This is a genomic window from Brotaphodocola sp. (genome assembly GCF_983179755.1).
The window spans coordinates 59,036-83,011 of sequence record NZ_CFAHBC010000009.1 but is presented as its reverse complement, the minus strand read 5'-3'; the positions used below and the strand labels follow the sequence as shown (position 1 = coordinate 83,011).

Below are 23,976 nucleotides of genomic sequence, written 5' to 3'. Positions count from 1 at the left end.
TAAAATCCTGCGACGTAGAGGCATGGTCCCCGCGTCAGAAGAAGTACTTTGAGGTTGGTTCCTGCTCGAATCTGGGCGATGCACAGGCTCGCCGCTTAAAGATCCGTATCGAGGGTGAGAATGGTCGTTACTTCGCTCATACCCTGAACAATACCGTAGTTGCTCCGCCGCGTATGCTGATTGCATTCCTGGAGAACAATCTTCAGGCAGACGGAAGCGTAAAGGTACCGAAGGTTCTTCAGCCGTACATGGGTGGAATCGAGGTTCTTGTTCCGAAGCACAAATAAAAGGGAATCATAACAGAGAGGACAGAGTGATCCGATAGGAATGGGTGACTCTGCCCTTTTTGTGCATGATAAAGACACTACAAATCTAAAGAAAAGGAAGAAGAGGAGAGGAAGACGATGAGAAAATCCATTCAGAAACTGACTCAGATGGCAGCAGTGGGTATGTCCGTCCTTGTGATCGGTGGTTGTGCAAACAACACGGCATCGACGACGGCTACGACAGCAGAGAGCGCAGCCGAGACAACGGTTGCGGAGTCAGAGAGTGCAAAAGCTGAGGAGACGACGGAGACTGCAAAAGAAGAGAAGGCAGAGACGAAGTCCGAGGCGACGGATTCCGCATGGCTGAAAGAGTACTATGGAGTGGAGATTTCAAAGGATGGTCCGGATGCGACTGCATTCAACGAGGCACTCAAGACCATTGCCGGCGATGAGGCACCTGCTGTCGAGGGAGATTTAAATCTCCTGAGTGCAGTCAAGGCAGCTGTCGGCGCAGCAGACTATGAGGAGCTTGCACTGAGCTATCCGGCTGACAAGGTAAAGGAGCGCCTTGCCGTTCACGGCATCAAGGATGACGTTGATGAGGAGTATGCGGCTTATCTTGCCTGTGCACTGGATACCGATCTGATCTCAGACGAGGAAGGACAGAGCGCTGTGAAGAAAGAGGCGATGACTCAGGAACAGGCAGAGTCCCTTCTGATGAGAATCATCGACGTAAACGGTGACGGACGCAACTATCTTGGCATGGCAAGCGATACGGATATCTACGGAAAGATTGATCAGATGTGGAACTCCTTCATCATCTTTGACGATGACAAGCTCGCAGAGATCGGAAAGAATTCCGTTCAACAGCAGGTGACGACCGGTTACGGAATCAAATCTGCTGCTTATGATGCTCGTTTCCTCTCTGATCTGACTCTTCAGTATGGTCATTCTGATATCAAGCATGCTCATCAGCTGATCGGTCTGCTCAACAGCGAGAACATTGACGCAAAGGTACAGCTTGAGCCGAAGATCAGTATCTATCAGTATCTGCTTGAGTGGGGTCCGATTCCAGAGGCTACCCCAACTTACGAGGTAAAGCAGTTTGACGATGATCTGTATCTCGTTTATGCAGTTGAGTACGATATGAAACTTGAGTTTAACACAACCGCAGACCTCAAGCGTTTCAACGATGTGATCAATGCCTATGCAAAGAAGAACGAGGGCAACGAGGAAGCAAAGGGGCTGATCTATGCATCCTGGTGGCAGCCGCTTTACAGCACGACGAGAACCGATATGTCTTCTGATGACTATCATCAGATCTATGACTGTGTTGTAAGCGATGGCATCTACTCGATTCATCCGTTCGCACTTCCGGAAAACAAAGATGAGACCGTAGAAAAGTTCAAGGAGTTCGCAGGCGACAGCGGAGTGGAGGTAACCCCGCAGGAGCGCTATGTCAACACCGCTTTCTACAACTATTTAAAGGGTGACGATTACCAGTAGAAATACCAGTAGGAATCTGGCAAGAGTCCGCACAAATAAAAATTTAGGGGAGACAGCAGCTTGTTGGCTCCCCTTTTTTGTATGATAGGAAATTGCGTCCTATCATACAAAAAACGCTCCGCAGGGATGCGCACTCGGCGCAGGAGAAGATGGTTGCTGAAGCAACCGCGCCTCGGCGCGAGAATGTGCCAGGGCACATTCTTTTTTATTTTGCGAGACTTTACATTTGTTATTTCCTATGATAATATAAACGGATGAAGCAATCTGATGATTACGGAGGAAGCAGTAAAGTGAAAAAATATGGAGTAAATGAGTTAAGAAAGATGTTTCTCGAATTTTTCGAGAGCAAGGGACACCTTGCAATGAAGAGCTTTTCGCTTGTACCGCATAATGATAACAGCCTGTTGCTGATCAATTCCGGTATGGCTCCTTTAAAGCCCTATTTTACAGGTCAGGAGATTCCGCCACGCAGACGTGTCTGCACCTGTCAGAAGTGTATTCGTACCGGTGATATCGAGAATATCGGAAAGACCGCTCGTCACGGCACCTTCTTCGAGATGCTTGGTAATTTCTCCTTTGGCGATTATTTCAAGGACGAGGCGATTCACTGGTCGTGGGAGTTTTTGACTGAGGTCGTTGGTCTTGATCCGAACCGCCTGTATCCGTCCATCTATCAGGATGATGATGAGGCATTCAAGATCTGGAATGAGGAGATCGGCATTGCACCGGAGCGCATTTTCCGCTTCGGAAGAGAGGACAACTTCTGGGAGCATGGCGCAGGTCCGTGCGGTCCGTGTTCTGAGATCTACTATGACCGTGGAGAAAAATATGGCTGTGGAAAGCCGGGATGTACCGTAGGTTGTGAGTGTGACCGTTACATCGAGGTGTGGAACAACGTATTCAGCCAGTTTAACAACGATGGACATGGTCATTACACCGATCTGATCCAGAAGAACATCGATACCGGTATGGGTCTGGAGCGTCTGGCAGTGGTTGTTCAGGATGTCGATTCTCTGTTCAGCGTCGACACGAACAAGGCTCTGCTCGATGAAGTCTGCGAGATGGCACATGTGAAGTATCTCGAGGATCACAAGACCGATGTATCTCTGCGTATCATTGCAGACCATGTGAAGTCCTGCACCTTCATGATTTCCGATGGCATCATGCCGTCCAACGAGGGTCGTGGATACGTTCTTCGTCGTCTTCTGCGCCGTGCTGCCCGTCATGGCAGACTGCTCGGTATTCCGGGTGGATTTATGCCGGAGCTGTCCAAGACCGTGATTGAACTGTCCAAGGACGGTTATCCGGAGCTTGAGGAGAAGAAGGCTATGATCCTTAAGGTTCTTGCAGAGGAAGAGGACAAGTTCAACAAGACGATCGATCAGGGTCTTGCAATCCTTGCAGATATGGAAGCAGAGATGAGCGCAAACGGAGAGACCGTTCTTTCCGGAGAGAATGCATTCAAGCTCTACGATACCTACGGATTCCCGCTGGATCTGACGATCGAGATCCTCGAGGAGAAGGGAATGACCGTTGACAACGATGGTTTCCAGAAGGCAATGAACGACCAGCGTGAGAAGGCAAGAAAGGCAAGAAAGACCACGAACTACATGGGCGCAGATGTAACTGTATACCAGTCGATTCCGGCTGATGTAGAGTCCAAGTTTGTCGGCTATGACAGACTGACCCGTGATTCCAAGATCACCGTTCTGACGACTGAGGATGAGATCGTTGAGGCTCTGACCGATGGACAGAAGGGAACGATTCTTGTCGAGGAGACCCCGTTCTACGGAACAATGGGTGGTCAGACCGGCGATGTCGGTGAGATCGTTGGCGCAGACGGCGGACGCTTCATCGTTGAGGATACGATTCATCTTCAGGGAAGCAAGATTGGTCATGTCGGCCATATGGTAGGCGGAATGCTCTCCGTTGGTGAGACTGTTACGATGAAGGTTGACGCTGAGAAGCGTGGTGGCTGTGAGAAGAATCACAGTGCAACCCATCTGCTTCAGAAGGCTCTGCGTCTTGTTCTGGGCGAGCATGTTGAGCAGGCAGGTTCTCTCGTAACTCCGGATCGTCTGCGTTTCGACTTTACTCATTTCTCCGCTATGACTCCGGAGGAGTTAAAGAAGGTTGAGCAGATCGTCAATGAGGAGATCCGTGAGAATCTCAAGGTTGTGACCGAGGAGATGAGTCTGGATGAGGCAAAGAAAACGGGCGCTATGGCACTGTTTGGCGAGAAGTATGGCGAGAAGGTTCGTGTGGTTAAGATGGGCGATTTCTCTACCGAGCTTTGTGGTGGTACTCACGTTGACAGTACTGGTCAGATTCAGGCATTCAAGATCCTCTCAGAGGCAGGTATCGCAGCAGGTGTGCGTCGTATCGAGGCACTGACCGGCGAAGGTCTGCTGGCTCACTACGAGAAGCAGGAAGAGGAGTTAAAGGAGGCTGCAAAGACCGCTAAGACGACTCCGGCAGAGTTAAAGACCCGTATCGAGGCAATGATGGAGGAGATCAAAGCCCTTCATGCTGAAAACGAGAAGTTAAAGAGCAAACTCGCAAGTGACTCCCTCGGCGATGTCATGAGCCAGGTTCAGGAGATCAACGGCGTGAAGGTTCTCGCAACCAAGGTTGCAGATGTGGACATGAACGGTTTGAGAAATCTCGGCGACCAGCTTAAAGATAAGCTCGGCGGTGGCGTGATCGTTCTTGCTTCCGTGATGGATGGCAAGGTAAACCTGATGGCTTCTGCTTCCGATGATGCTCAGAAGAAGGGTGCTCACGCAGGCAACCTGATCAAGGGTATTGCAGGACTTGTAGGCGGTGGCGGTGGTGGCCGTCCGGGCATGGCTCAGGCAGGCGGAAAGAATCCGGCAGGCGTGGACGAGGCTCTGAAGAAGGCTTACGAGGTAGCAGGCGAGCAGTTGAAGTAACACAATAAAAAATTTTGAAAAAAATTAAAAAAACTGTTGACGAATGGTGAATTTGTGCTATAATCATTCCAGTGCTATAAATACCCAAACAGTTGTATTATGCACAAGTACACAACTGGAGGGAGGTTAGGTGTGAGCTATGTCAAACGTTATCGTTAAAGAGAACGAGAGTCTGGACAGTGCTTTACGCAGATTCAAGAGAAACTGCGCAAAGGCTGGTATTCAGCAGGAGATTCGTAAGAGAGAGCATTACGAAAAGCCAAGCGTAAGACGCAAAAAGAAGTCTGAAGCTGCAAGAAAGCGTAAATTCAACTAAATGTTCCGAGATCCCCAGTCATAAGGCTGGGGATTTTTTCGTACAATAAAATAAGAAATGCAGAAGAATCGTGTGGGTCGGGATGAGCAGAAAGTCGGAACGTGAGGTGGGATCAACGGCAAGTCGGAGCGCGGATCAGATCAGGGAGCGATCGAGAGGGCGATCGGAAAATCGATTAGAAAAACGTGCAGAACCGGAAGTCGTGGCGCAGTCCGTTGGCACAGAAAGTCGAAGTCTCCGAGAGACATCCGTCCGGGAGCTTGCCGGGGATTTGAGGCTTCCAAGGGATGTGATTCTCGGTGACGCACTGATCTCCTTTGTCGGAAGAAACGGAGTGACCGTGGAAAATTATCGTGGAATTCTGCTCTATGAGCGGGAGCTTGTGAAACTCTCTGCACGAAACTGCCGGATTGTGATCCGTGGAAAGAACCTTCGGATTGATTATTATACGAACGAGCAGATGCATATCTCCGGGCAGATTGGATGTATGGAGTTCGAGGGTTAAAAATGTTAGAAGGTTAAGGACAGGAATAGGGATTAGAATTAAAATTAGAGTCAGATCTTGGTCGGAATCTTAGTCAGGGCAGGAGGAATGCGGATGAGGGAGAGGTTTAAGCATCTGGCAGAGGGCTGTCTTCTTGTGAGAATGCGCGGGCTGGAGAGCGAGCGGTTTCTGAATCTGTGCATGACGAAGGAGATTGAGATCTGGAACATTTGCAGTCTCGGAGAGTGTCAGTTTGAGTTTTGGACAGGGATTGGCGAGTTTCGCCGGATGCGTCCACTGGCGCGCAAGGCGGGAGTGCGTCTGTTGATAAAGGGAAGAAGAGGTCTTCCTTTTTTTTTATACAGGAATCGCAGGCGAAAGCTCTATGTGGCAGGGCTGAGTGCGTTTTTTCTGATTCTGTTTCTGATGTCCCAATTTGTCTGGAATATCTCTCTTGAGGGAAATCTGCGCTTCACTGACGATACCCTGCTTCACTATTTGAATTCAATCGGGATTTCATGCGGAATGCCGAGGGCGAGAATCGACTGTTCCGGTCTTGAGGAATCGATCAGGGAGTCTTATCCGGAGATCATCTGGGTGTCAGCACGAGTCTCTGGAACAAGGCTTCTGATCCGTATCAAGGAAAATGAGGGAGCAAGGGTGCAGATTGAGGAGAACCCGGAGCCGTGCGACTTAAGCGCAGAAAAGGGTGGGATTGTGACGAGCATCCTTGTGCGAAATGGAAGGGCACAGGTGTGCGCGGGCGATGAGATCAAGGCCGATCAGGTGGTTGTGAGCGGACGAATCCCGATTTTCAATGACAATGGGGAGATTTCCGGCTATCATTTCGTGCATGCCGATGCGGATATCCGTGTTCGGACGCACGAGAGCTGGGAGGAAACGGTTGAAAAGACGACGAGGGCGTATGCGTTTACGGGTCATGAGCGGAAAGGGATTCGCCTTCGGATCGCCGGGATTTCGTTTATGTGGATGCTTCCGTCATTTCATGGCGAGTGGGAGTTTCAGGAAGATTCGGAGCAACTTGCACTCATCGGGGATTTTTATCTTCCGGTTGTCGTGGATCGAATTCTTGCGAGGGAGTATGTCTCCTATGAAAGAAACCGCACGCAGAATGAGGTGGAAGAACTGAAAAATCAGATCAATCGAAAGAAAATTCAAAATTTTACGAAAAAAGGGGTACAAATTTTTGAAAATAATGTTAAAATACAAGAGAAAACGTCCTGCTATCTGATTTGCGGAGAGCTGGAGGTGGAAGAACCGGTCGGAACAGAGCGGATGATCCAGCCAGATCAAGAATTAAAATCAGAATCTGAGTCAGAGTCAAGATCAGAATGAAGATGAAAATTAAGATCGATGAGAGGGAAGCGCAATAAGAAGGAAGAAAAATAAGAATGAAGATCAAGGTCAGAATCGAAGGAAATTCGATGAGAGGCAGAACGTCAAAGCAATAGAAAGAGGAGCGAAACAGGGCTGAATGAGTGTAATAGAGACAGTAATTGAGATTCCAACCGAACATGAAAAAAATATTTGCGGACAGTTTGACAGCTATTTAAAGAAGATCGAGAGAACACTTCATGTGACGATTGTCGCAAGAGATGGCGTGATCAAGCTGATCGGACCGGAGGACATGATCAAGAAAGCGAAGAGCGTGTTTAACAACCTCGCAGAGCTTTCCAAGAGAGGAAATACGATCACAGAACAAAACGTGGATTACGCGCTTTCGTTATCCTTTACGGAATCAGACGGAGCAATCCTTGAGATCGACAAGGATATCATCTGCCGGACGATCAATGGACGCCCGGTAAAGCCAAAGACGATGGGTCAGAAGAACTATGTGGATACGATCCGCAAAAAGATGATTGTCTTTGGCATCGGACCGGCAGGTACCGGAAAGACGTACCTTGCGATGGCAATGGCGATTCAGGCATTTAAGAATGGAGAGGTCAACCGGATCATCCTGACGCGTCCGGCGATTGAGGCGGGAGAGAAACTTGGTTTCCTGCCTGGTGATCTTCAGAGCAAGATCGATCCCTATCTGCGCCCGCTCTACGATGCACTGTATCAGATCATGGGAGCGGAAAGCTATCTGCACAACTCCGAGAAGGGACTGATTGAGGTTGCTCCGCTTGCGTACATGAGAGGACGTACCCTCGACAATGCGTATATCATTCTCGATGAGGCGCAGAATACGACACCGGCTCAGATGAAGATGTTCCTGACGCGAATCGGTTTTGGTTCAAAGGTGATTGTGACTGGTGATCAGACGCAGAAAGATCTTCCGAGCGGAACAACATCGGGTCTTGATATGGCGCTCAAGGTGCTTCGCAAGATTGATGACATCGGTTTCTGCATGCTGACGAGCAGTGATGTCGTGCGTCATCCGCTTGTGCAGAAGATTGTTCAGGCATACGATGAGTATGAGAAGAAGGCGAATGCGCCGAAGAAAGATGTGCTTCTGACGAAAGACCGTCGGAAAAAGGTTGCAGTCAAGGCAACCGTCAAGGGAAAGATTCGGGATCGCAAGTAGGCTCAGGGCAATTGAGACAAGAGTGAATACGATTTATTTTAAAGAAAAGAGAAAAAAAGAAGAAAGAAAAAGGGGTAGATTATGACAATTCAGATTGAGTATGAGACCGACAAAGAGATTGGCGTGGATTATGAAAAGATCATTCATGAGATCATTCCGGCAGCACTTGACTATGAGGAGTGTCCTTATGAGGCGGAAGTCAATGTTATTTTGACGGACAATGATGCGATTCAGGAGATCAACCGCGAGTATCGCAAGATCGACGCGCCGACGGATGTGCTCTCGTTTCCGATGATTGAGTACGAGAAGGAATCCGATTTCAGCCATGTGGAGGATTCTGTGGAGGACTATTTTAACCCGGAGAGCGGAGAGTTGATATTGGGGGATATCATCATCTCTGTTGAGAAAGTGATTGAGCAGGCGGAGAAGTACGGTCACTCGAGAGAACGTGAGCTGGCATTTCTGATTGCACACAGCATGCTGCACCTGTGCGGATACGATCACATGGTCGATGAAGAGAGAGTGATCATGGAGACGAAGCAGAGAGAGATCCTTGAGGGGGCAGGATATACTCGCTGATCCGCAAAAAATAAGAAACGACTTCGCTTTTGGGGAACAGATCGACAGGCAGTGAGAGGGGAAGGCGACTGAATGAGAAAAAAACGGGGTTACAAGAAGAATCTGATTGCTGTGTTGACAGTGGGAATAATATTGACGTTATCGGGATGCGCAAAACAGGCATCAGGTCCGCAGTATCTGCAAGAGGAGAAGAGTGAGACCGAACGGGAGCTTGTGATTGAGACCGAGGAAGTGACCGAGGAGCCGGAGACGGAGGAATCTGAAGCGGTCTCTGAGCCGATGGGAGTCCCGGCTGAGCGCGTAGAAGTAAACGGGATGATTCAGAGTTATCTGACCGGCGAGATGGTGCCGGTCGCTCAGGGAAACCGCCGTCCGCTTGCGATCATGATGAGCAACGACAAGACGGCACTTCCACAGTATGGAATTAACCGTGCGGGAGTGGTCTATGAGGCTCCGGTTGAGGGAAATATGAACCGCTATCTGGCGATCATGGAAAATTACGATGATCTGACAAGAATCGGTTCGGTGCGAAGCTGCCGAACCTACTATGTGTATTTTGCGCGGGAGTTTGATGCGATTTATGCGCACTACGGGCAGAGCACCTTTGCAAAGCCGTATCTGTCCGCAATCGACAACATCAACGGAATCGATGGAATTGGAGAGACTGCTTATTTCCGGTCGAAAGACCGCAAAGCCCCGCACAATGCCTATGCGAGCTTTGCAGGTATCCAGAAGACAATCAGTAAACTGGGCTATTCGCAGGAGTATGATTCCTCCTATGAGGGACATTTCCGCTTTGCACCGGAGGGACAGCCTGCGGGAATGAATGGAGCAGATGCACGACCGGCAAACAAGGTCACACCCGGTTATCCGCTGAACAATCCGTGGTTTGAGTATCATCCGGATGACGGTCTCTATTATCGCTATCAGTATGGTGGTCCGCACAAGGGCGATGAGGGACAGATTGCGGTGAAAAATATCATCATTCAGTACTGTTCTGCCGGGTATTACGCAAAGACCGAGTACCGCAACATCAATGTGCATGAGAGCTCGTGGGGATATTTCATCACAAACGGACAGGTCGAAGACATCACCTGGAAGAAGGATGGTGAGTATGGAGTCACGCACTACTATGATGCAAGTGGGGAGGAGATCGTCTTAAATCCCGGAAAGACATGGATTTGTATTGCAACTGCAAATGACATGAAACCTGCAAAGATTGAGTAAGATGGAAGCGGAAAGGCGGAAAGGACTGGAATAGCCGAGAATGTCAGGAATGTCGGGAACGTCGGAAAGATCGAGAAAGAACGGATAAAACACAGAAATAAGCAGATACTGTACTTATGGAGGGATTTCCCATGAAAAAGTATAGAATCTGCTTATTTTTCATTTTTGTTGTCGGAGTTTTTGTCAGCAGTGCGCTTGGATATGCAGTTGGAAGACAGAGAGGAATGGCTTTGGAGAGGACAAGGCTGGAGGCAGAGCAGAACTCAAACCAGAACTCAGAGCGGAACTCGGAAGAAAACGCGGGTCAGAAGCTCCCAAAAAACAGCCAGGATGGACAGGACAATGGGCAGGCAGATAGACCGGTGGATACACAGTCGCTTCCGGAGACTCTGCCGGAGGATCATGAGGCGACAAACCAGAGAGAGGTTGGATCTGTCGGAATGGCGATAGAGGATTCTGCGGGGGTGAATCGGACAAATGCGGGACAGAGAAGACAGAGTGCAGAAAACAGTGAGGCAGAGCAGTCGTATTATCTCGTCGCAGAGGATGGTTTTTTGCTTGTATTTCTGAAAGACAGGAAAACGATCTGTCTGTATACCCATATGCCATTGATGGATTTTTCGGTTTCCGAGCAGGAGAGACTTCGCGAGGGAATCTGGTTTTCTTCGATGCTTGAGGTCTTCAATTATCTGGAATCCTGCACAAGTTAAAAAAGCGTGCTGTAAAAAAGGCTTGAAAACAGCGCATAAACTGGATACAATAGCAGAGAGAAAATGCCAGAAAGATTTTTCAGATGGGCAGAAGGTCTGTTGGAATGAGACTGGGCATGAGAGACGGAGGAAAAAGTGTGAAGAGACAGGTATTGATTGTCGGAGGCGGAGCTTCCGGGCTGATGGCGGGAATCTGCTGTGCCCGTGAAGGCGCATCTGTGACGATTTTGGAGCATATGGATCGGGTGGGCAAGAAGATTCTCTCCACTGGAAACGGTCGCTGTAATATGACGAATCTGACGATGCGCCCGGAGTGTTATCGCAGCAGCCAGAAGCAGTTTCCGATGAAGGTGCTGGATCGCTTTTCCGTCTGGGACACGCTGACGTTCTTCGATGAGCTTGGAATTGAGACGAAAAATCGAAACGGATATATTTATCCGAATTCCGATCAGGCATCCTCGGTTCTGGATGCTCTGCGGATGGAGATTGAACATCTCGGCGTGCGTGTGGTTACAAATTGTCAGATCCAGGGGCTTCGCGCGAAAGGGCGCAGACAGTTTGAGGCGAAGACGGATGTCGGGACATTTCAGGCAGATCGGTTGATTCTGGCAACGGGTTCCAGGGCGATGCCGGTGAGCGGGTCGGACGGGAGCGGGTATACGCTTGCAAAATCCTTCGGTCATCATATTATCAAACCTCTTCCAGCCCTCGTTCAACTGCGCTGTGAGGGAAAGTTCTTTAAACAGCTCGCGGGGGTGCGCTGTGATGCGGTTCTGCGGATTAAGAACAGTCAGGGACGGGTCCTCGCTGCAGATCAGGGCGAGATTCAGCTGACGGATTATGGAATCTCCGGAATTCCGACGTTTCAGGTCAGTCGGTATGCATCCGTTGCACTCGATCAGAAGGAAAAGGTCACCGCGGTTCTGGATTTTTTACCGTCAAAGAGCATGAAGGAGATTTTGCCGTTTTTGAGAAATCGTGCAAAACTTCTTTCTTACCGGAAGGCGGAAGACTATCTGACCGGGTTGTTGAACAAAAAGCTCGGGACCGTGATTTTAAAGCTTGCCGGAATTCCGGCAGATCTTTTGGTTTCGCAGATCAGGAGTGCCCAGCTTGAGCGTCTCGGTCATCTGCTCAAGGAGTTTGAAGTGCCGGTGACGGCGGCGAATGCATTTGAGCAGGCACAGATCTGCTGCGGCGGAGTCGATACGAGGGAGGTCCATGCGGAGACACTCGAGTCGAAACTTGTGCCGGGACTCTACCTCATCGGAGAACTCCTGGATGTGGACGGAATCTGTGGCGGTTACAATCTTCAGTGGGCGTGGGCGACGGGAGCAATCGCCGGTCGCTGTGCTGGTCGGGAGGAGGAAAGTATGCCAAGATGCGAGAAGACGGGTCCGGTTAAAAATAAAAAATAGACTTATTCGTTCAGAGAGAAGAAGAGAGAAAGAGAAGAAGAGAAAACAAGATTATGATACGAATTACACAGTTAAAACTTCCGGTCGAGCACAGTCCGGAAGCCTTGAAAAAGAAGGCGGCAAAACTGCTTCGGATTGTGCCGGAGGAGATCGAGAAGGTTGTGATCTGTCGTCAGTCGCTTGACGCGAGAAAAAAGCCGGAGCTGTTTTACAGTTACACGGTGGACGTGCAGGTGGCACCGGGAAAGCGCGAGGAGAACCTTGTACATAAGGCAAAGAGCAATCAGGTGAGTATCAGCAAGGAAAAGCCCTATGAGTTTCCGCAGTCCGGAGACGAGTCGCTTGGCGGTCGCCCGGTGATTATCGGAGCCGGTCCGGCAGGACTTTTCTGTGGGCTGATGCTTGCGCGTGCAGGCTATAAGCCGGTGATTCTTGAGCGCGGAGACGATGTGGATGCGCGTCAGGAAAAAGTAGAGAAATTCTGGGAAACCGGAGTTCTCGATCCATCCTCCAACGTACAGTTTGGAGAGGGTGGAGCCGGGACATTTTCGGACGGAAAACTCAACACGCTCGTGAAGGATTCCTCAGGGCGCAATCATCTCGTGCTCAAGATTTTCTGTGAGTTTGGTGCAGATCCGGCGATTCTGTATGAGCAGAAACCGCATATCGGAACAGATGTTTTATCAGGGATTGTGAAGCGGATGCGCGAGGAGATCATTCGCCTCGGCGGAGAGGTGCATTTTAGGTGTCAGATGACAGGACTTCTTGTGAAGGACGGGGCTGTGTGCGGAGTTCAGACCGCAGACGGAAAAACGATCGAGACAAAGGCGGTTGTGCTTGCAATCGGTCACAGTGCGCGCGACACGTTTGAGATGCTTTATCAGACCGGAATTCCGATGGAGGCAAAATCCTTTGCAGTCGGACTTAGAATCCAGCATCCGCAGTCCGTGATCAATGAGTCTCAGTACGGGCGCAAGGAGGCCGGAAACCTCGGTCCGGCAAGCTACAAGGTGACTGCGCAGACGACGAGCGGGCGGGGCGTGTACTCGTTTTGCATGTGCCCGGGCGGATATGTCGTCAATGCCTCCTCAGAATCAAGCCGGCTTGCGGTCAACGGAATGAGTTACCATGATCGTGCGGGAGAGAATGCAAACAGTGCGCTGATTGTGACCGTCGGACCGGAGGATTATCCGGATCAGAGTCCGCTCGGCGGAGTTGCATTCCAGAGAGAGCTTGAGCGCAGAGCCTTTGAGAGCGCGGGAGGAAAGATTCCGGTTCAGCTCTATGAAGATTTCAGGGAAAACCGTCTCTCAGAGAAGACCGGTCGTGTGACACCCGCAATGCGCGGTCAGTGGGCTTTTGCAGATGTGCGGGCAATTATGCCGGAGGCACTCAATCAGGCGCTTCTTGAGGCAATGGAGCGCTTTGGACACATGATTCACGGCTTTGATATGCCGGATGCGGTCTTTGCAGGAATTGAGAGCCGTACCTCCTCGCCGGTGCGTATTCATCGAAATGAGAAATTTGAGAGTGAGATTTCCGGTCTCTACCCATGTGGAGAGGGCGCCGGATATGCCGGAGGCATCACGTCTGCGGGAATGGACGGTGTCAAGGTCGCAGAGGCAATTGCGCACCGGTTTTCTGCCGGGTAAGCGATAACGTGTTGCGGTTCATGCGCTGCGCAGACTGTAACGACAGTGACAAAAGAAGATTGAAAAAGCGGACATCGGACAGACATTGAACAAAGTGCAAGAATGACAGTAAGAACAACAGGTACGATAATAAGAACGACGACAAGAACGATAACAAGAACGATGATATAAGTACGATGAGGGGCAAGAGGCAAAAAGGAAAAGGCAGGAGATAGGAGGAGAGCAGAATGACGCAGAAGATAAATCTGGGACAGATGACGGAGATGACTGAGTCAGAACGTCAGATGAGAGAGAAATTGAAGGGAAAGAAGCGAATTGTAATCAAGATCGGTTCTTCCTCGCTCACGCATCCGGAGACCGGAGAACTGAATCTGTATAAGATTGAGAAACTTGTGAGAATCATCTGTGACTTAAAGGGAGAAGGACGCGATGTGGTTCTGGTTTCGTCCGGAGCGATTGCAGCGGGACGTCAGGCTCTCGGCGGTCAGAAGCGTCCGACGACGATCTCGGAGAAGCAGGCGTATGCAGCGGTTGGACAGGCCCGGCTGATGATGGTTTATCAGAGACTGTTCTCAGAGTATAATTCGATTGCGGCGCAGGTTCTGATGACGAAGGATACGATGACAAACGATGTCTCCCGCTACAATGCACAGAACACGTTTGATGAGCTCTTAAATCTCGGGGCAGTTCCGATCGTAAATGAGAACGATACCGTTTCCACCCATGAGATTCAGTTCGGTGATAACGACCGTCTGTCAGCTGTCGTTTCGGCACTGATCGGCGCTGATCTGTTGATTCTGTTGTCTGATATTGATGGACTTTACACGGATGACCCGCGCAAGAATCCGGATGCGAAGTTTGTCAGCTTCATTCCGGAGATCAATGAAGAACTTATGGGAATGGGAAAAGATTCTTCCGGAAGCGATGTCGGAACAGGTGGAATGACTGCAAAGCTCGTCGCAGCGCGGATTGCAACGGATTCCGGCTGTGACATGGTGATCGCAAATGCATCCGATGTCATGGTGATCCATGATATTGTAAACGGCGAATCTCGGGGAAGTCTCTTCCTCGCTCATCCGAATCTGGATTTTGATTTGATGGATTACATGAATTCCAAGTATTAAAGTATTAAGGGAAAGAAAAGGCAAACGATAAAAAGGCAGGACGCTGAAAAGAGAAAATCAGTAAAATTAGCAGAATCAGCAAAATTAACATTAAAATTTGAGAAGATAAAAAATTGGAGGAAGAAACAATGGATCAGAGCAAGATTGACAGAATCAATGAATTATATCACAAATCTCAGGCAGTAGGACTGACCGATGAGGAGAAGGCAGAGCAGACTGCACTCAGAAAAGAGTACATTGAGGCGATTCGCGGAAGCATGCGCGCAAACTTAAATAACATCTCGATCAAGGAGAAAGACGGAAGCATCACAGATCTCGGCAAGAAGTATGGTGGTGTGAGCGAGCAGAAGTCATAAATTCTGAGTTATACGCTCTGCGAGCGTCGACTTGAATTTAGCGTGTAAGATCGAATAAAAAGGTGGCTGAGACACATATGGACGAAAAAGAGATCGATCGGGAGAAAGAGAACAATCGGAAAACAGATCAGAAGCTCGGTGTAGATCAAAGCACAATGGATCAAAAGACGGGGCGCGATCAGAAAGATCAGAAAGATCAGAAAAACCAGAAAAATCAGAGGACTTCGGGAAACGAAGAAGAGCTCCGGATGATGCAGGAGCAGAGACGCCAGATTCGCAAGGAGATGAAACACCAGAGGGCAGAATTGTCTGAGGCTGAGCGCAAGGCAAAAGATCGGGCGATCACGGAAAATCTTCTGGCAGTACTGAATTTTCCGGATCACTCGGATGTGATGGTCTATGCATATGCATCTTTTGGAACGGAGGCAAACACGTTTTTGCTTCTGGAAGCTCTGTGGAAACGAAAAATCCCGACTGCGCTTCCGCGAGTTGAGGGAAACGAGATGAAGTTTTATCTGGTATCGGGGCGCAAAGATCTCACAGAGGGATATATGGGGATTTTAGAGCCAGCTGAACATTGCCTTCCGGCACAGAGCCCGCGGGCGGTTGTGATCACGCCGGGACTTGCGTTTACAAAAGATGGGAAACGCCTCGGATATGGAGGCGGATTCTATGACCGTTTCTTTGAGGCAGAACCACTTCACCGAAAAGTCGCAATCGCCTATGGATTTCAGGTGGTGAGAGATCTGCCGTCCCAGCCGTGGGATGTGCGCGTGGATCAGCTTGTGACGGATGAGGAGATTATCACGGTTCGTAACTGTTCAGTACCTTCACAGTTACGAGCAAAAATCCATTGAAAATTGCCTTCGGCAATGGGATTTTTGCCTGCAAGCCCATGTTTTTGTACGGTCAGCGCAGTGAATGCGCAGACCTACTGAACAGTTACCACAGTTCATTAATTGAGGTCACGAAATGGATTTGTTAACTAGGTTTATTTTGAATTTAGACGGGAGGAAGCGCTTATGGATTTAAATATGGATCTGCTTACAATCGGACGACAGGCAAAAGAGGCGTCTGGATATATGAATCGGATGGGAATCACAGAGAAGAATCAGGGACTTTTGCTCACCGCACAGTCTCTTCTCGATCATGAAGATGAGATTCTCACTGCAAATGCGCAGGACATCGAAAATGCAAAGAAAAACGGAATGAGCCCGTCCATGATCGACAGACTCAGACTTGATCATACCCGTTTAGAGGGAATGGCAGACGGACTCAGACAGGTTGCAGGACTCGCCGATCCGGTCGGTGAGGTGACTTCGATGAAGCCGCGTCCAAATGGGCTTCTGATTGGCAAGAAGCGGGTTCCTCTCGGCGTTGTGGGAATTATCTATGAGGCGCGTCCGAATGTGACCTCTGATGCGTTTGGTCTGTGCTTTAAGACCGGAAATGCCGTGATCTTAAAGGGAGGAAGCGATGCAATCTGCTCGAATCAGGCGATTGTCTCTGCTCTTCGCGATGGTCTGAAGAAAGGTGGATTCTGCGAGAATGCGGTTCAGCTGATCACGTCGACGGATCGTGAGACGACGAAACAATTTATGCGGATGAATGGATATGTCGATGTGTTGATTCCACGTGGAGGAGCGGGACTGATCCGTGCGGTTGTTGAGAACAGCACAGTTCCGGTGATTGAGACAGGAACTGGAAACTGCCATATCTATGTTGACGAGAGCGCAGATTTTGAGATGGCGATCAACATCATCATCAATGCGAAGACTCAGCGCGTGAGTGTCTGCAACGCGTGCGAATCTCTGATTGTGCATCGTGCGATCGCAAAAGATTTCCTCCCGCTCCTGAAGCAGAGACTGATGGAAGAAAAGCAGGTGGAAGTGCGTGCGGATGAGTGCGCGTGTGAGATCATTCCGGAGTTTACAAGAGCAAATGAGAGCGACTGGGGAACCGAGTATCTCGATTACATCCTCTCTCTACGGATTGTGGATAATCTTGATCAGGCAATCGCCCATATCAACCGCTACAACACGGGTCATTCCGAGGCGATCATCACAAATGACTATGAGAACGCTCAGCGTTTCTTAAATGAGGTGGATGCGGCAGCGGTCTATGTAAATGCGTCCACGCGATTTACCGATGGAAATGAATTCGGTTTCGGCGCTGAGATCGGAATCAGCACCCAGAAACTCCACGCGAGAGGTCCGATGGGACTTGAGGCACTGACGACCACGAAATACATCATTTACGGTAATGGTCAGGTTCGATAATCAGGGAATCACATAGGTAAAGATATAAATTCTATATAGCTCGATATCTATTTTTATGGATGTCGGGCTATTTTTATTTCCAGAAAAAATTCTGGAAAATGGGAGGCGAAAAAATGTGATACAATGTAGCCAACAAATGAGGAGCAAATAAGAAACAAATGAGAAGGGAGCAAATGCATGAATATTTTTGAGTGCCTTGCGTACTTGAGAAGCGTGGATAGCACGTCTTTCGGTTATCTGTGTGAGGTTTGTTATTATAAAGATGAGTACGGAAATGTTTATTTTGACTCCAATTATGATTTGTCGGATCAGTTTAAAGAGATCGTAGATCAGGGACGCAATACTTATTTTCTTTCAAAAGAGGATTTTGACCGATATGCGGAGTATGAGATTTTGGTGACTGATTTGAATAAGAATAAGGCTATTTTAAAAAGTCTTTCTTATATACGACGCCCCTATTATCGGATGAGAGGTCGTTCGGTCACGAAAGAGCAGGCATTTGAGATCATTCGTCGGACCGATAGCTTTTTTAGTATTTATATAGATGAAATTGGATATCATAAAGATTTTATTCATGACTGTAATTTCAACAACTGGCTGATTATGAGAAATCATTATCCGGATGGGTATGGATGGATTCATGTGGATGGAAAAATCGGATGTAATGCGATCACCCAGAAGTATCCGACCATGGAAGAATTTTGCGAGGAGTGGTTCTTCAAATTAAGGGCATTTCCGTATCTTGATCTGGTCATTGCGGTAACCGACTGGGATGAAGAACCATGGTCACCGGATGAAAAGTTTGAGGATGCGGTTGTCCTGGGAATCTATGTTCATGACAAGTGCATTGAGATCTTAAATAAACAGGATACACTGGCAAAATATCAGGAATACGATGAGAAATACGGGCAGAATCCGGAACGATTTGAACCAGATTATTATATGAAGCATGGGATCACGCAGGTAAATGAGGCATATTTGAGAAGGTGCATTGAGGCGTACGGCTTGAATTCAGATGAAGAATTAGAAAAAGTGCCGGAGCATGCATGGAAGGAAAGGCGCTGACAAGCATTTTTATAAAGAAGTGAAGAAATTGCTTAAATGAGGACATTAAACTTACAGTTGGATTGAAAAGAAAAAATAGTCTGCTATAATTAAGATAAAAGCCGATTCTTATATCAATGAGAAATCATGTTGTAATTTCTGTGAGTAAAGGGGAGAATAAGATGAAAAAGGTAGAAAGAACAATTTCACCAAATACAAAAAGGGCTGTGGATGTAGATAAGATAGAACAAATGTTGTTGAGCACTGGTCCATCTTATAGCTGGCATTTTGTACGGCGAGGGACAACCGAAACAATACGAAAGGGTGGAGCGGTTGTCGATAAAAACAACACGGAGAAATATTTTATTCCGCTCGAGCATTCAGGGTTTGATTTAGTGAGAAAGAATGGAAATATGGCGCAGAAGACATTGGATGGTTTTGTATTGTATATCAACTATTTAATGGAGCACAAGGAATATCGCTCGGGCATAAAAATGCCCCGTTACACAATCGAAGATTTTCTCGATTGCGAGCGAGATAAAGCACTTTTGAATAATCAGAAAAACAAAAAAACAACGGAGGGAACGAAGGTGTATGAAGAACCTTTTGTTGGCGATCAAGCAGATTTCTTTTCTGATTTTGTGGAATTCACAAATTTGATGAATCTCCGAGGAGAGACAAAATTAAGAAAATGTCTGGAAGAAATACTTTCCGAAGAAAAGTATCAGAGTGAGATGGAATTGCAGGATCAGTGCATGCTTTTTCGAGATGAGGGAGATGGCATTTATCAGGTTTTTTTGAGATTGCCGTATGATCTCATTCAGGAACTGGGATTGAAGGAACAAGATTCTCTTCAGGTAGAAGTTCAGGTTGACGAATCTCGGGAAGAAGAGTTGGAGGATTGGGAAGAGGAGATGCGCGATCAGATTACATCGGCGGTATCAGATGCAGTTTATTATTGGCCTCTCGAAGAAGATCTGTTAGAAAAATGGCAGGAATGGTTTGAGGAAAAAATTGCAATCTGGGATCTTGAGGAGGAGGAAGCACTTTCGGAAGATAAAGATCCGTTTTCTGAAAAAAATATGGCAACAACTTTAAAAGCTTATCGACTGCTTTACTTTAAAATGAAGCTGAACGGAGAAAGTGACCTGTATAATCGAGCTTGTACTGATCCAGAGTTTGGACAGGAGATGTTTCGGAAATATGAGATTCCGGGTTCACCGTATGACTTATAACTCAGAGTGTATATCCCCTCCTCAATAGGTGGGGATCGCAAGATATCTCAGGAGAGGAGACAATCCCCTTCTGAGATATTTGATTTTTGGTTGATTTTATGTCTAGTCGTAAATAGATTCTAGCATATCGCAGGATATCCTCTGTAAATAAAAACGAAAATTCATCAGTAAAAACATAGCGGTTGGAAATGAAAAAGTCCTTTCCAGAATTTTTTTCTGGAAAAACCGTGGGAAAAAGTGAAGTATAATAAGACCATCAACAGAAGAAAACAACTTGGTTGAAAAGCACGTGAGAGAATGATCGCTTTGATTTTTGATTTGCTGTTTGTCACTGGTTCGATTCCAGTTCTCGAAAAAAAGGAAACCATCCATAAAATAATTGGATTCACACAAAGAGATAAACAAAGACATAAGTATAAACAAAAAACAATCAGGAGAAAAGAATATGAGTAGAGAAGAGAATATCGCTGTCTTTCAGGACACCTGTCAGTATTTTGAGAAGCCGTTTTTTGCAGAGTTGATACAGGAATCGTTAAAGAATCAGAAGATTATTTATGAGAATGAAAAAGTAGAAGTGGCATCAGAGCCTCGTTTTCAGAAAAAGGCGGTTGTGCGGGTGAGTGGGGAGAAATCTTTTGAATCTGCAATGAAATATCGCGGAGAAAAGGTTTGTGTCCACAACTTTGCCTCGTTTACGAACCCGGGCGGAGGCGTCACAAAGGGATCGAGTGCGCAGGAGGAGTCGCTCTACCTGGTTTCAACCTTGTATCCATTGCTTTCCGATAAAAAAATGCGGAATGTTTTTCATGAGAGACATCGCAGAATGTTGAGGGATGGAACCGTAAATGCGTCTTACAATGACGATGCCATCTATACGCCGGGAGTGATGGTTTTTAAGGATGATAATCGGATGTTGCTTTTGCCGAGAGATCAGTGGATGAAGCTCGATGTGATCACACTTCCGGCACCAAATCTGCGCCCAAATCCGTCAAATATCTGGAATCCGGAGCTGTCAAAACTGTTGACTTTGACAGACGACGAACTGTTCGCAATTCACAAAAAGCGTGCAAAGCGTTTGTTTGAGATTGCAAAGGTGGAAAAAGCGGATGTCTTGATTCTCGGTGCGTTTGGTTGTGGGGCATTTCGGAATTCTCCGGAGGTTGTGGCAAGAGCCTACTATGAGGTGGTTCAGGAATATCGGTATGATTTTAAGGCAATCGAGTTTGCCGTTTATTGCTCTAAGCGTGACCAGAAAAAGAATCCGACCGGAAATAATTATGCTGTTTTTCAGCGGGAATATAAGAAATTTCGGCGCGAAAAGATGTTTGATTCTGCGAGAGCGTTTCTTTCGGAGGAGGATTAGAAAATTAACGGATAGAGGAACGGTGGGAAAATAGAGTCTAAGTATGGAAAAAGGGTTTGCAGAAGATGTTGAAAATGTTGCTCTGCAAACTCTTTTCCTTTCCAGAATTTTTTTCTGGAAAATATGGATGAAAGAAACTTTGTATAATAGGAGCAGAAAGAGAGGAAAAACAAAAGATAAAAAACAAAGAATTGACTTTACGGAGAGGAGCAAAGAAAAATGAGAGATATGTTTTTTGATGAAAAGGATGAGTCAGAGTGGGAGAAAAAGTCAGAGTTCGCAACCTTTTATCAGGATGTAAAAGAACGGTATAGGAAGTCGGGGCGCTATATAGCGAAGATGAAATTTATTACAGGAGAAGATCAGGTTGATGCTTTCACAGAGAAATATATGGAGATGCAGGCAGAATATTGGATTGCACTCTTATATTTGGCATACAGAAAAAATGCAATGGATCAGGATGAGCTTGTCAAAATCATGAAATATGATGCACATGATGCCGAGCAGTTTTTTGAGAAGTTTGAGGAACTTGCAAGGACTTCAAGTGTGCAGAAGAAAGTCCAGAATCTTTCTGTGAATCAGGAAAATGGAATGTGGAGACTTGATTTTAGCGTTCTCAAAACAGAGTTCATTAATTTTAATATCGGGATGATCATTGAAAAGAAAGAGGATGTAGAAGCTCAGGTGGATGAGTGGAAAGAGAAATTGGAGATGGAACGCGCCAAGATCCGAGAGCATGAGAGACGTATTGAGGAGATTAAACGAAACATTCAGGAAGTGGAATGCAACGTGGAAGCGAGAAAGAAGGCAAAAAAAGACGTAGAGACGGAGTATGTCAAAGCATATATGAGAGAACGGCATAAACAGGAACGTGCAAATCAGGAAAGACCTTTTGCACAGGAGACAGAATTTGTTTCGGATTTTCCTTGGAGCTGGTTATTGCCAATTGAAGATGCGAAAATGAAAAGATAATTAAGCAGGACAAAAAACAGAGCGTGCCTGACTATGGCGCGCTCTGAAAATAAATTTTGAATTAATCTGAATTAAATGGAATCAAATTCGTCACAGATCTCCTTTGACGGCGGTGCAGTCAGGAGGGAGACCACGACGATCGCGAGGGAGGAGATCAGGAAAGCCGGAAGCAGTTCGTAAATGTTTAAGACGCCTCCCATCGGGCGGACAAGGTACTTCCAGACGAAGACCATGACGCCACCGGCGATCATGCCTGCGAGTGCACCACTTAAGTTTGTCCGTCTCCAGAACAGAGAGAAGAGGACGAGCGGACCAAACGAAGCGCCGAAGCCTGCCCATGCAAACGATACGATCGCAAATACAGAGCTGTTCGGGTCCCATGCGAGGAAGACTGCGACCAGTGCAATGCCGATGATTGTCAGACGGGCGCAGAGCATAGAAGTCTTTGCACTCATCTTGATTTTCAAGAAATCCTGAAGGAAGTTCTGAGAGATGCCGGAGGCAGCGGTCAGAAGCTGGGAGTCCGCGGTCGACATCGTGCAGGCGAGAATTCCTGCGAGCACGACACCTGCGATCAGAGAAAGCAGGAAATTGTGCTGACTCAGCAGGTTTGCAAACTGGATGATGATCGTCTCAGACTCAGAGCTCTGGGTGAACAGCGGAACAGCACCTGCGACGGAAGCACCGTAGCCGATGATACCGATCAGGATTGCCACGCACATTGAGATCAATACCCAGACGCTTGCGATACGGCGGGAGAGAGTCAGTTTCTCTTCCTCCTCGATTGCCATGAAGCGCAGGAGAATGTGTGGCATTCCAAAATATCCAAGTCCCCATGCAAGAGTGGAGATGATTGTGAGGAGACTGTACGGCGAAGCTGAATTCGTTGCACGGTCATGAATCTGCGTCATCGAGAGATAACCAGCCATGGAGGAAGCATTCTGCACAACGGTATCCCAGCCACCTGCGAGATGGATGCCATAAAACACGATGATAATCAGAGAGATCGTCATAACAATACTCTGGATCAGGTCGGTCGTGGATACAGCGAGGAATCCGCCAAGAACCGTGTAGCCGACGATGACAACAGCTCCGACGATCATTGCCACATGGTAGTCTACCTGATAGAGGCTCGAAAACAGTGTTCCGACAGCCTTGAATCCAGATGCGGTGTACGGAATGAAGAAGACAAGGATGGTGAGTGCGGAGATGCACATCAAAATATTCTTATCATCGCGAAATCTTCTTGAAAAGAAATCCGGGATCGTGATTGCATTGCATGCGATCGAGTAACGGCGCAGACGCTTGGCAACGAAGAGCCAGTTCAAATAAGTACCGACTCCGAGACCGATTGCCGTCCATCCGGCATCTGCAATTCCGGTTAAGTAGGCGACACCCGGAAGACCCATGAGAAGCCAGCTACTCATATCGGAAGCCTCTGCACTCATTGCGGTGACGAACGGTCCGAGTTTTCGACCGCCGAGATAAAACTCATCTGTGGAATCTCCACTTCCCTGTTTACTGAAATAAAATCCTACATACACCATTGCGACAAGATAGACGACAATGGAGATGAGAATTCCAATCTGTCCTGAAATCATAAAGCCATTCCCTCCTCATTCCCGCAGATCCGTTTAAAATTATGAATAATATAAATAAATTGAAATAATTGAAATATTCAATTTATTGTGATCTGCAATGTTGAGGTCGATTATAGCATACAGTAAAGCAGACCACAATACAGAATAAAGTATAGAATAAAGACTGTACGATTTAATGATAAAAATCTAAAAACACTATATTTTATATAGAAAAACAACTAGACGATAAATAAAAATATTACGAGAAAGAAAAATGCATTTTTTTGTAAACAATCCTTACGAATATAGAAGATATTTGAAAATTACAAAAAAGCCCTTCCCGGCTTTTTTCTGGAAAGAGCTTCACTCAAAGAAAACACCTGA

Annotated in this window: 22 protein-coding genes; 21 read left to right on the top strand and 1 reads right to left on the bottom strand. The window is 47.3% G+C overall.

The window, feature by feature from the left end; all coding sequences use genetic code 11:
- The 21 genes from AC4EVX_RS05570 to AC4EVX_RS05470 form a co-directional block, all read left to right on the top strand.
- On the top strand, window positions 1-287 hold a 287-nt coding region (locus tag AC4EVX_RS05570; protein ID WP_490159746.1), incomplete at its 5' end, for an aminoacyl--tRNA ligase-related protein.
- A gap of 117 nt (window positions 288-404) precedes the next feature.
- Window positions 405-1,772, top strand: coding sequence for a hypothetical protein (locus AC4EVX_RS05565; RefSeq protein ID WP_490159745.1), 1,368 nt, complete (start codon window positions 405-407; stop codon window positions 1,770-1,772).
- A 323-nt stretch (window positions 1,773-2,095) separates the two neighbouring features.
- Window positions 2,096-4,705, top strand: a complete 2,610-nt coding sequence (gene alaS, locus AC4EVX_RS05560; RefSeq protein ID WP_490159749.1) for an alanine--tRNA ligase — start codon at window positions 2,096-2,098, stop codon at window positions 4,703-4,705.
- Between the two features lie 139 nt (window positions 4,706-4,844).
- A complete protein-coding gene (rpsU, locus tag AC4EVX_RS05555) occupies window positions 4,845-5,021 on the top strand; it encodes a 30S ribosomal protein S21 (RefSeq protein WP_005539624.1) in 177 nt (58 codons plus the stop codon).
- Between the two features lie 82 nt (window positions 5,022-5,103).
- Window positions 5,104-5,526: a YabP/YqfC family sporulation protein gene (locus AC4EVX_RS05550; RefSeq protein ID WP_490159744.1), complete on the top strand. Its 423-nt coding sequence runs from the start codon at window positions 5,104-5,106 to the stop codon at window positions 5,524-5,526.
- Window positions 5,527-5,619: 93 nt separating this feature from the next.
- Window positions 5,620-6,861, top strand: a complete 1,242-nt coding sequence (locus tag AC4EVX_RS05545) for a sporulation protein YqfD (RefSeq protein WP_490159743.1) — start codon at window positions 5,620-5,622, stop codon at window positions 6,859-6,861.
- Between the two features lie 139 nt (window positions 6,862-7,000).
- On the top strand, window positions 7,001-8,053 hold the full coding sequence (locus tag AC4EVX_RS05540) for a PhoH family protein (RefSeq protein ID WP_177977027.1): 1,053 nt from the start codon (window positions 7,001-7,003) through the stop codon (window positions 8,051-8,053).
- Window positions 8,054-8,134: 81 nt separating this feature from the next.
- Window positions 8,135-8,632: an rRNA maturation RNase YbeY gene (gene ybeY / locus AC4EVX_RS05535; protein WP_490159742.1), complete on the top strand. Its 498-nt coding sequence runs from the start codon at window positions 8,135-8,137 to the stop codon at window positions 8,630-8,632.
- A 72-nt stretch (window positions 8,633-8,704) separates the two neighbouring features.
- Entirely contained in the window at window positions 8,705-9,859 is a 1,155-nt protein-coding gene (locus AC4EVX_RS05530) for a DUF3048 domain-containing protein (protein WP_177977029.1), read from the top strand.
- A gap of 131 nt (window positions 9,860-9,990) precedes the next feature.
- Entirely contained in the window at window positions 9,991-10,569 is a 579-nt protein-coding gene (locus AC4EVX_RS05525; protein ID WP_490159741.1) for a hypothetical protein, read from the top strand.
- 104 nt (window positions 10,570-10,673) lie between these two features.
- On the top strand, window positions 10,674-11,987 hold the full coding sequence (locus tag AC4EVX_RS05520; protein ID WP_490159740.1) for a BaiN/RdsA family NAD(P)/FAD-dependent oxidoreductase: 1,314 nt from the start codon (window positions 10,674-10,676) through the stop codon (window positions 11,985-11,987).
- Between the two features lie 53 nt (window positions 11,988-12,040).
- Complete coding sequence (locus AC4EVX_RS05515; protein WP_177977031.1) at window positions 12,041-13,639, top strand: FAD-dependent protein; 1,599 nt, start codon at window positions 12,041-12,043, stop codon at window positions 13,637-13,639.
- Between the two features lie 227 nt (window positions 13,640-13,866).
- Window positions 13,867-14,763, top strand: coding sequence for a glutamate 5-kinase (gene proB / locus AC4EVX_RS05510; RefSeq protein ID WP_490159739.1), 897 nt, complete (start codon window positions 13,867-13,869; stop codon window positions 14,761-14,763).
- 128 nt (window positions 14,764-14,891) lie between these two features.
- Complete coding sequence (locus AC4EVX_RS05505) at window positions 14,892-15,119, top strand: DUF896 domain-containing protein (RefSeq protein ID WP_177977032.1); 228 nt, start codon at window positions 14,892-14,894, stop codon at window positions 15,117-15,119.
- Between the two features lie 77 nt (window positions 15,120-15,196).
- A complete protein-coding gene (locus AC4EVX_RS05500; protein ID WP_490159738.1) occupies window positions 15,197-15,976 on the top strand; it encodes a 5-formyltetrahydrofolate cyclo-ligase in 780 nt (259 codons plus the stop codon).
- Between the two features lie 177 nt (window positions 15,977-16,153).
- A complete protein-coding gene (locus AC4EVX_RS05495; protein ID WP_490159748.1) occupies window positions 16,154-17,398 on the top strand; it encodes a glutamate-5-semialdehyde dehydrogenase in 1,245 nt (414 codons plus the stop codon).
- A 177-nt stretch (window positions 17,399-17,575) separates the two neighbouring features.
- The gene (locus AC4EVX_RS05490; protein WP_177977034.1) at window positions 17,576-18,463 is read left to right on the top strand and encodes a hypothetical protein; all 888 of its coding nucleotides are present in this window, start codon (window positions 17,576-17,578) and stop codon (window positions 18,461-18,463) included.
- 161 nt (window positions 18,464-18,624) lie between these two features.
- Window positions 18,625-19,677 carry a hypothetical protein gene (locus AC4EVX_RS05485; RefSeq protein ID WP_490159737.1) on the top strand — a complete coding sequence of 351 codons (1,053 nt, stop codon included), beginning with the start codon at window positions 18,625-18,627 and terminating at the stop codon, window positions 19,675-19,677.
- Between the two features lie 445 nt (window positions 19,678-20,122).
- Window positions 20,123-21,040: a TIGR02452 family protein gene (locus AC4EVX_RS05480; protein ID WP_177977036.1), complete on the top strand. Its 918-nt coding sequence runs from the start codon at window positions 20,123-20,125 to the stop codon at window positions 21,038-21,040.
- 43 nt (window positions 21,041-21,083) lie between these two features.
- Window positions 21,084-21,263 carry a hypothetical protein gene (locus AC4EVX_RS05475; RefSeq protein ID WP_177977037.1) on the top strand — a complete coding sequence of 60 codons (180 nt, stop codon included), beginning with the start codon at window positions 21,084-21,086 and terminating at the stop codon, window positions 21,261-21,263.
- Window positions 21,260-22,012 carry a hypothetical protein gene (locus tag AC4EVX_RS05470; protein ID WP_177977038.1) on the top strand — a complete coding sequence of 251 codons (753 nt, stop codon included), beginning with the start codon at window positions 21,260-21,262 and terminating at the stop codon, window positions 22,010-22,012. Before AC4EVX_RS05475 ends, AC4EVX_RS05470 begins: the two co-directional genes overlap by 4 nt.
- 71 nt (window positions 22,013-22,083) lie before the next feature.
- Here the strand turns inward: AC4EVX_RS05470 and AC4EVX_RS05465 are convergent, their stop codons facing one another.
- Window positions 22,084-23,613, bottom strand: a complete 1,530-nt coding sequence (locus AC4EVX_RS05465; protein ID WP_490159736.1) for a sodium/proline symporter — start codon at window positions 23,611-23,613, stop codon at window positions 22,084-22,086.
- Window positions 23,614-23,976: the final 363 nt, after the last annotated feature.

Excerpts from the sequence above, each read along its gene's own strand:
- AC4EVX_RS05565 (WP_490159745.1), top strand. The coding sequence starts at position 405 with ATGAGAAAATCCATTCAGAAACTGACTCAGATGGCAGCAGTGGGTATG.
- alaS (WP_490159749.1), top strand. The coding sequence starts at position 2,096 with ATGTTTCTCGAATTTTTCGAGAGCAAGGGACACCTTGCAATGAAGAGC.
- rpsU (WP_005539624.1), top strand. The coding sequence starts at position 4,845 with ATGTCAAACGTTATCGTTAAAGAGAACGAGAGTCTGGACAGTGCTTTA.
- AC4EVX_RS05550 (WP_490159744.1), top strand. The coding sequence starts at position 5,104 with ATGAGCAGAAAGTCGGAACGTGAGGTGGGATCAACGGCAAGTCGGAGC.
- AC4EVX_RS05545 (WP_490159743.1), top strand. The coding sequence starts at position 5,620 with ATGAGGGAGAGGTTTAAGCATCTGGCAGAGGGCTGTCTTCTTGTGAGA.
- AC4EVX_RS05540 (WP_177977027.1), top strand. The coding sequence starts at position 7,001 with ATGAGTGTAATAGAGACAGTAATTGAGATTCCAACCGAACATGAAAAA.
- ybeY (WP_490159742.1), top strand. The coding sequence starts at position 8,135 with ATGACAATTCAGATTGAGTATGAGACCGACAAAGAGATTGGCGTGGAT.
- AC4EVX_RS05530 (WP_177977029.1), top strand. The coding sequence starts at position 8,705 with ATGAGAAAAAAACGGGGTTACAAGAAGAATCTGATTGCTGTGTTGACA.
- AC4EVX_RS05525 (WP_490159741.1), top strand. The coding sequence starts at position 9,991 with ATGAAAAAGTATAGAATCTGCTTATTTTTCATTTTTGTTGTCGGAGTT.
- AC4EVX_RS05520 (WP_490159740.1), top strand. The coding sequence starts at position 10,674 with ATGAGACTGGGCATGAGAGACGGAGGAAAAAGTGTGAAGAGACAGGTA.
- AC4EVX_RS05515 (WP_177977031.1), top strand. The coding sequence starts at position 12,041 with ATGATACGAATTACACAGTTAAAACTTCCGGTCGAGCACAGTCCGGAA.
- proB (WP_490159739.1), top strand. The coding sequence starts at position 13,867 with ATGACGCAGAAGATAAATCTGGGACAGATGACGGAGATGACTGAGTCA.
- AC4EVX_RS05505 (WP_177977032.1), top strand. The coding sequence starts at position 14,892 with ATGGATCAGAGCAAGATTGACAGAATCAATGAATTATATCACAAATCT.
- AC4EVX_RS05500 (WP_490159738.1), top strand. The coding sequence starts at position 15,197 with ATGGACGAAAAAGAGATCGATCGGGAGAAAGAGAACAATCGGAAAACA.
- AC4EVX_RS05495 (WP_490159748.1), top strand. The coding sequence starts at position 16,154 with ATGGATCTGCTTACAATCGGACGACAGGCAAAAGAGGCGTCTGGATAT.
- AC4EVX_RS05490 (WP_177977034.1), top strand. The coding sequence starts at position 17,576 with ATGAATATTTTTGAGTGCCTTGCGTACTTGAGAAGCGTGGATAGCACG.
- AC4EVX_RS05485 (WP_490159737.1), top strand. The coding sequence starts at position 18,625 with ATGAAAAAGGTAGAAAGAACAATTTCACCAAATACAAAAAGGGCTGTG.
- AC4EVX_RS05480 (WP_177977036.1), top strand. The coding sequence starts at position 20,123 with ATGAGTAGAGAAGAGAATATCGCTGTCTTTCAGGACACCTGTCAGTAT.
- AC4EVX_RS05475 (WP_177977037.1), top strand. The coding sequence starts at position 21,084 with ATGGAAAAAGGGTTTGCAGAAGATGTTGAAAATGTTGCTCTGCAAACT.
- AC4EVX_RS05470 (WP_177977038.1), top strand. The coding sequence starts at position 21,260 with ATGAGAGATATGTTTTTTGATGAAAAGGATGAGTCAGAGTGGGAGAAA.
- AC4EVX_RS05465 (WP_490159736.1), bottom strand. The coding sequence starts at position 23,613 with ATGATTTCAGGACAGATTGGAATTCTCATCTCCATTGTCGTCTATCTT.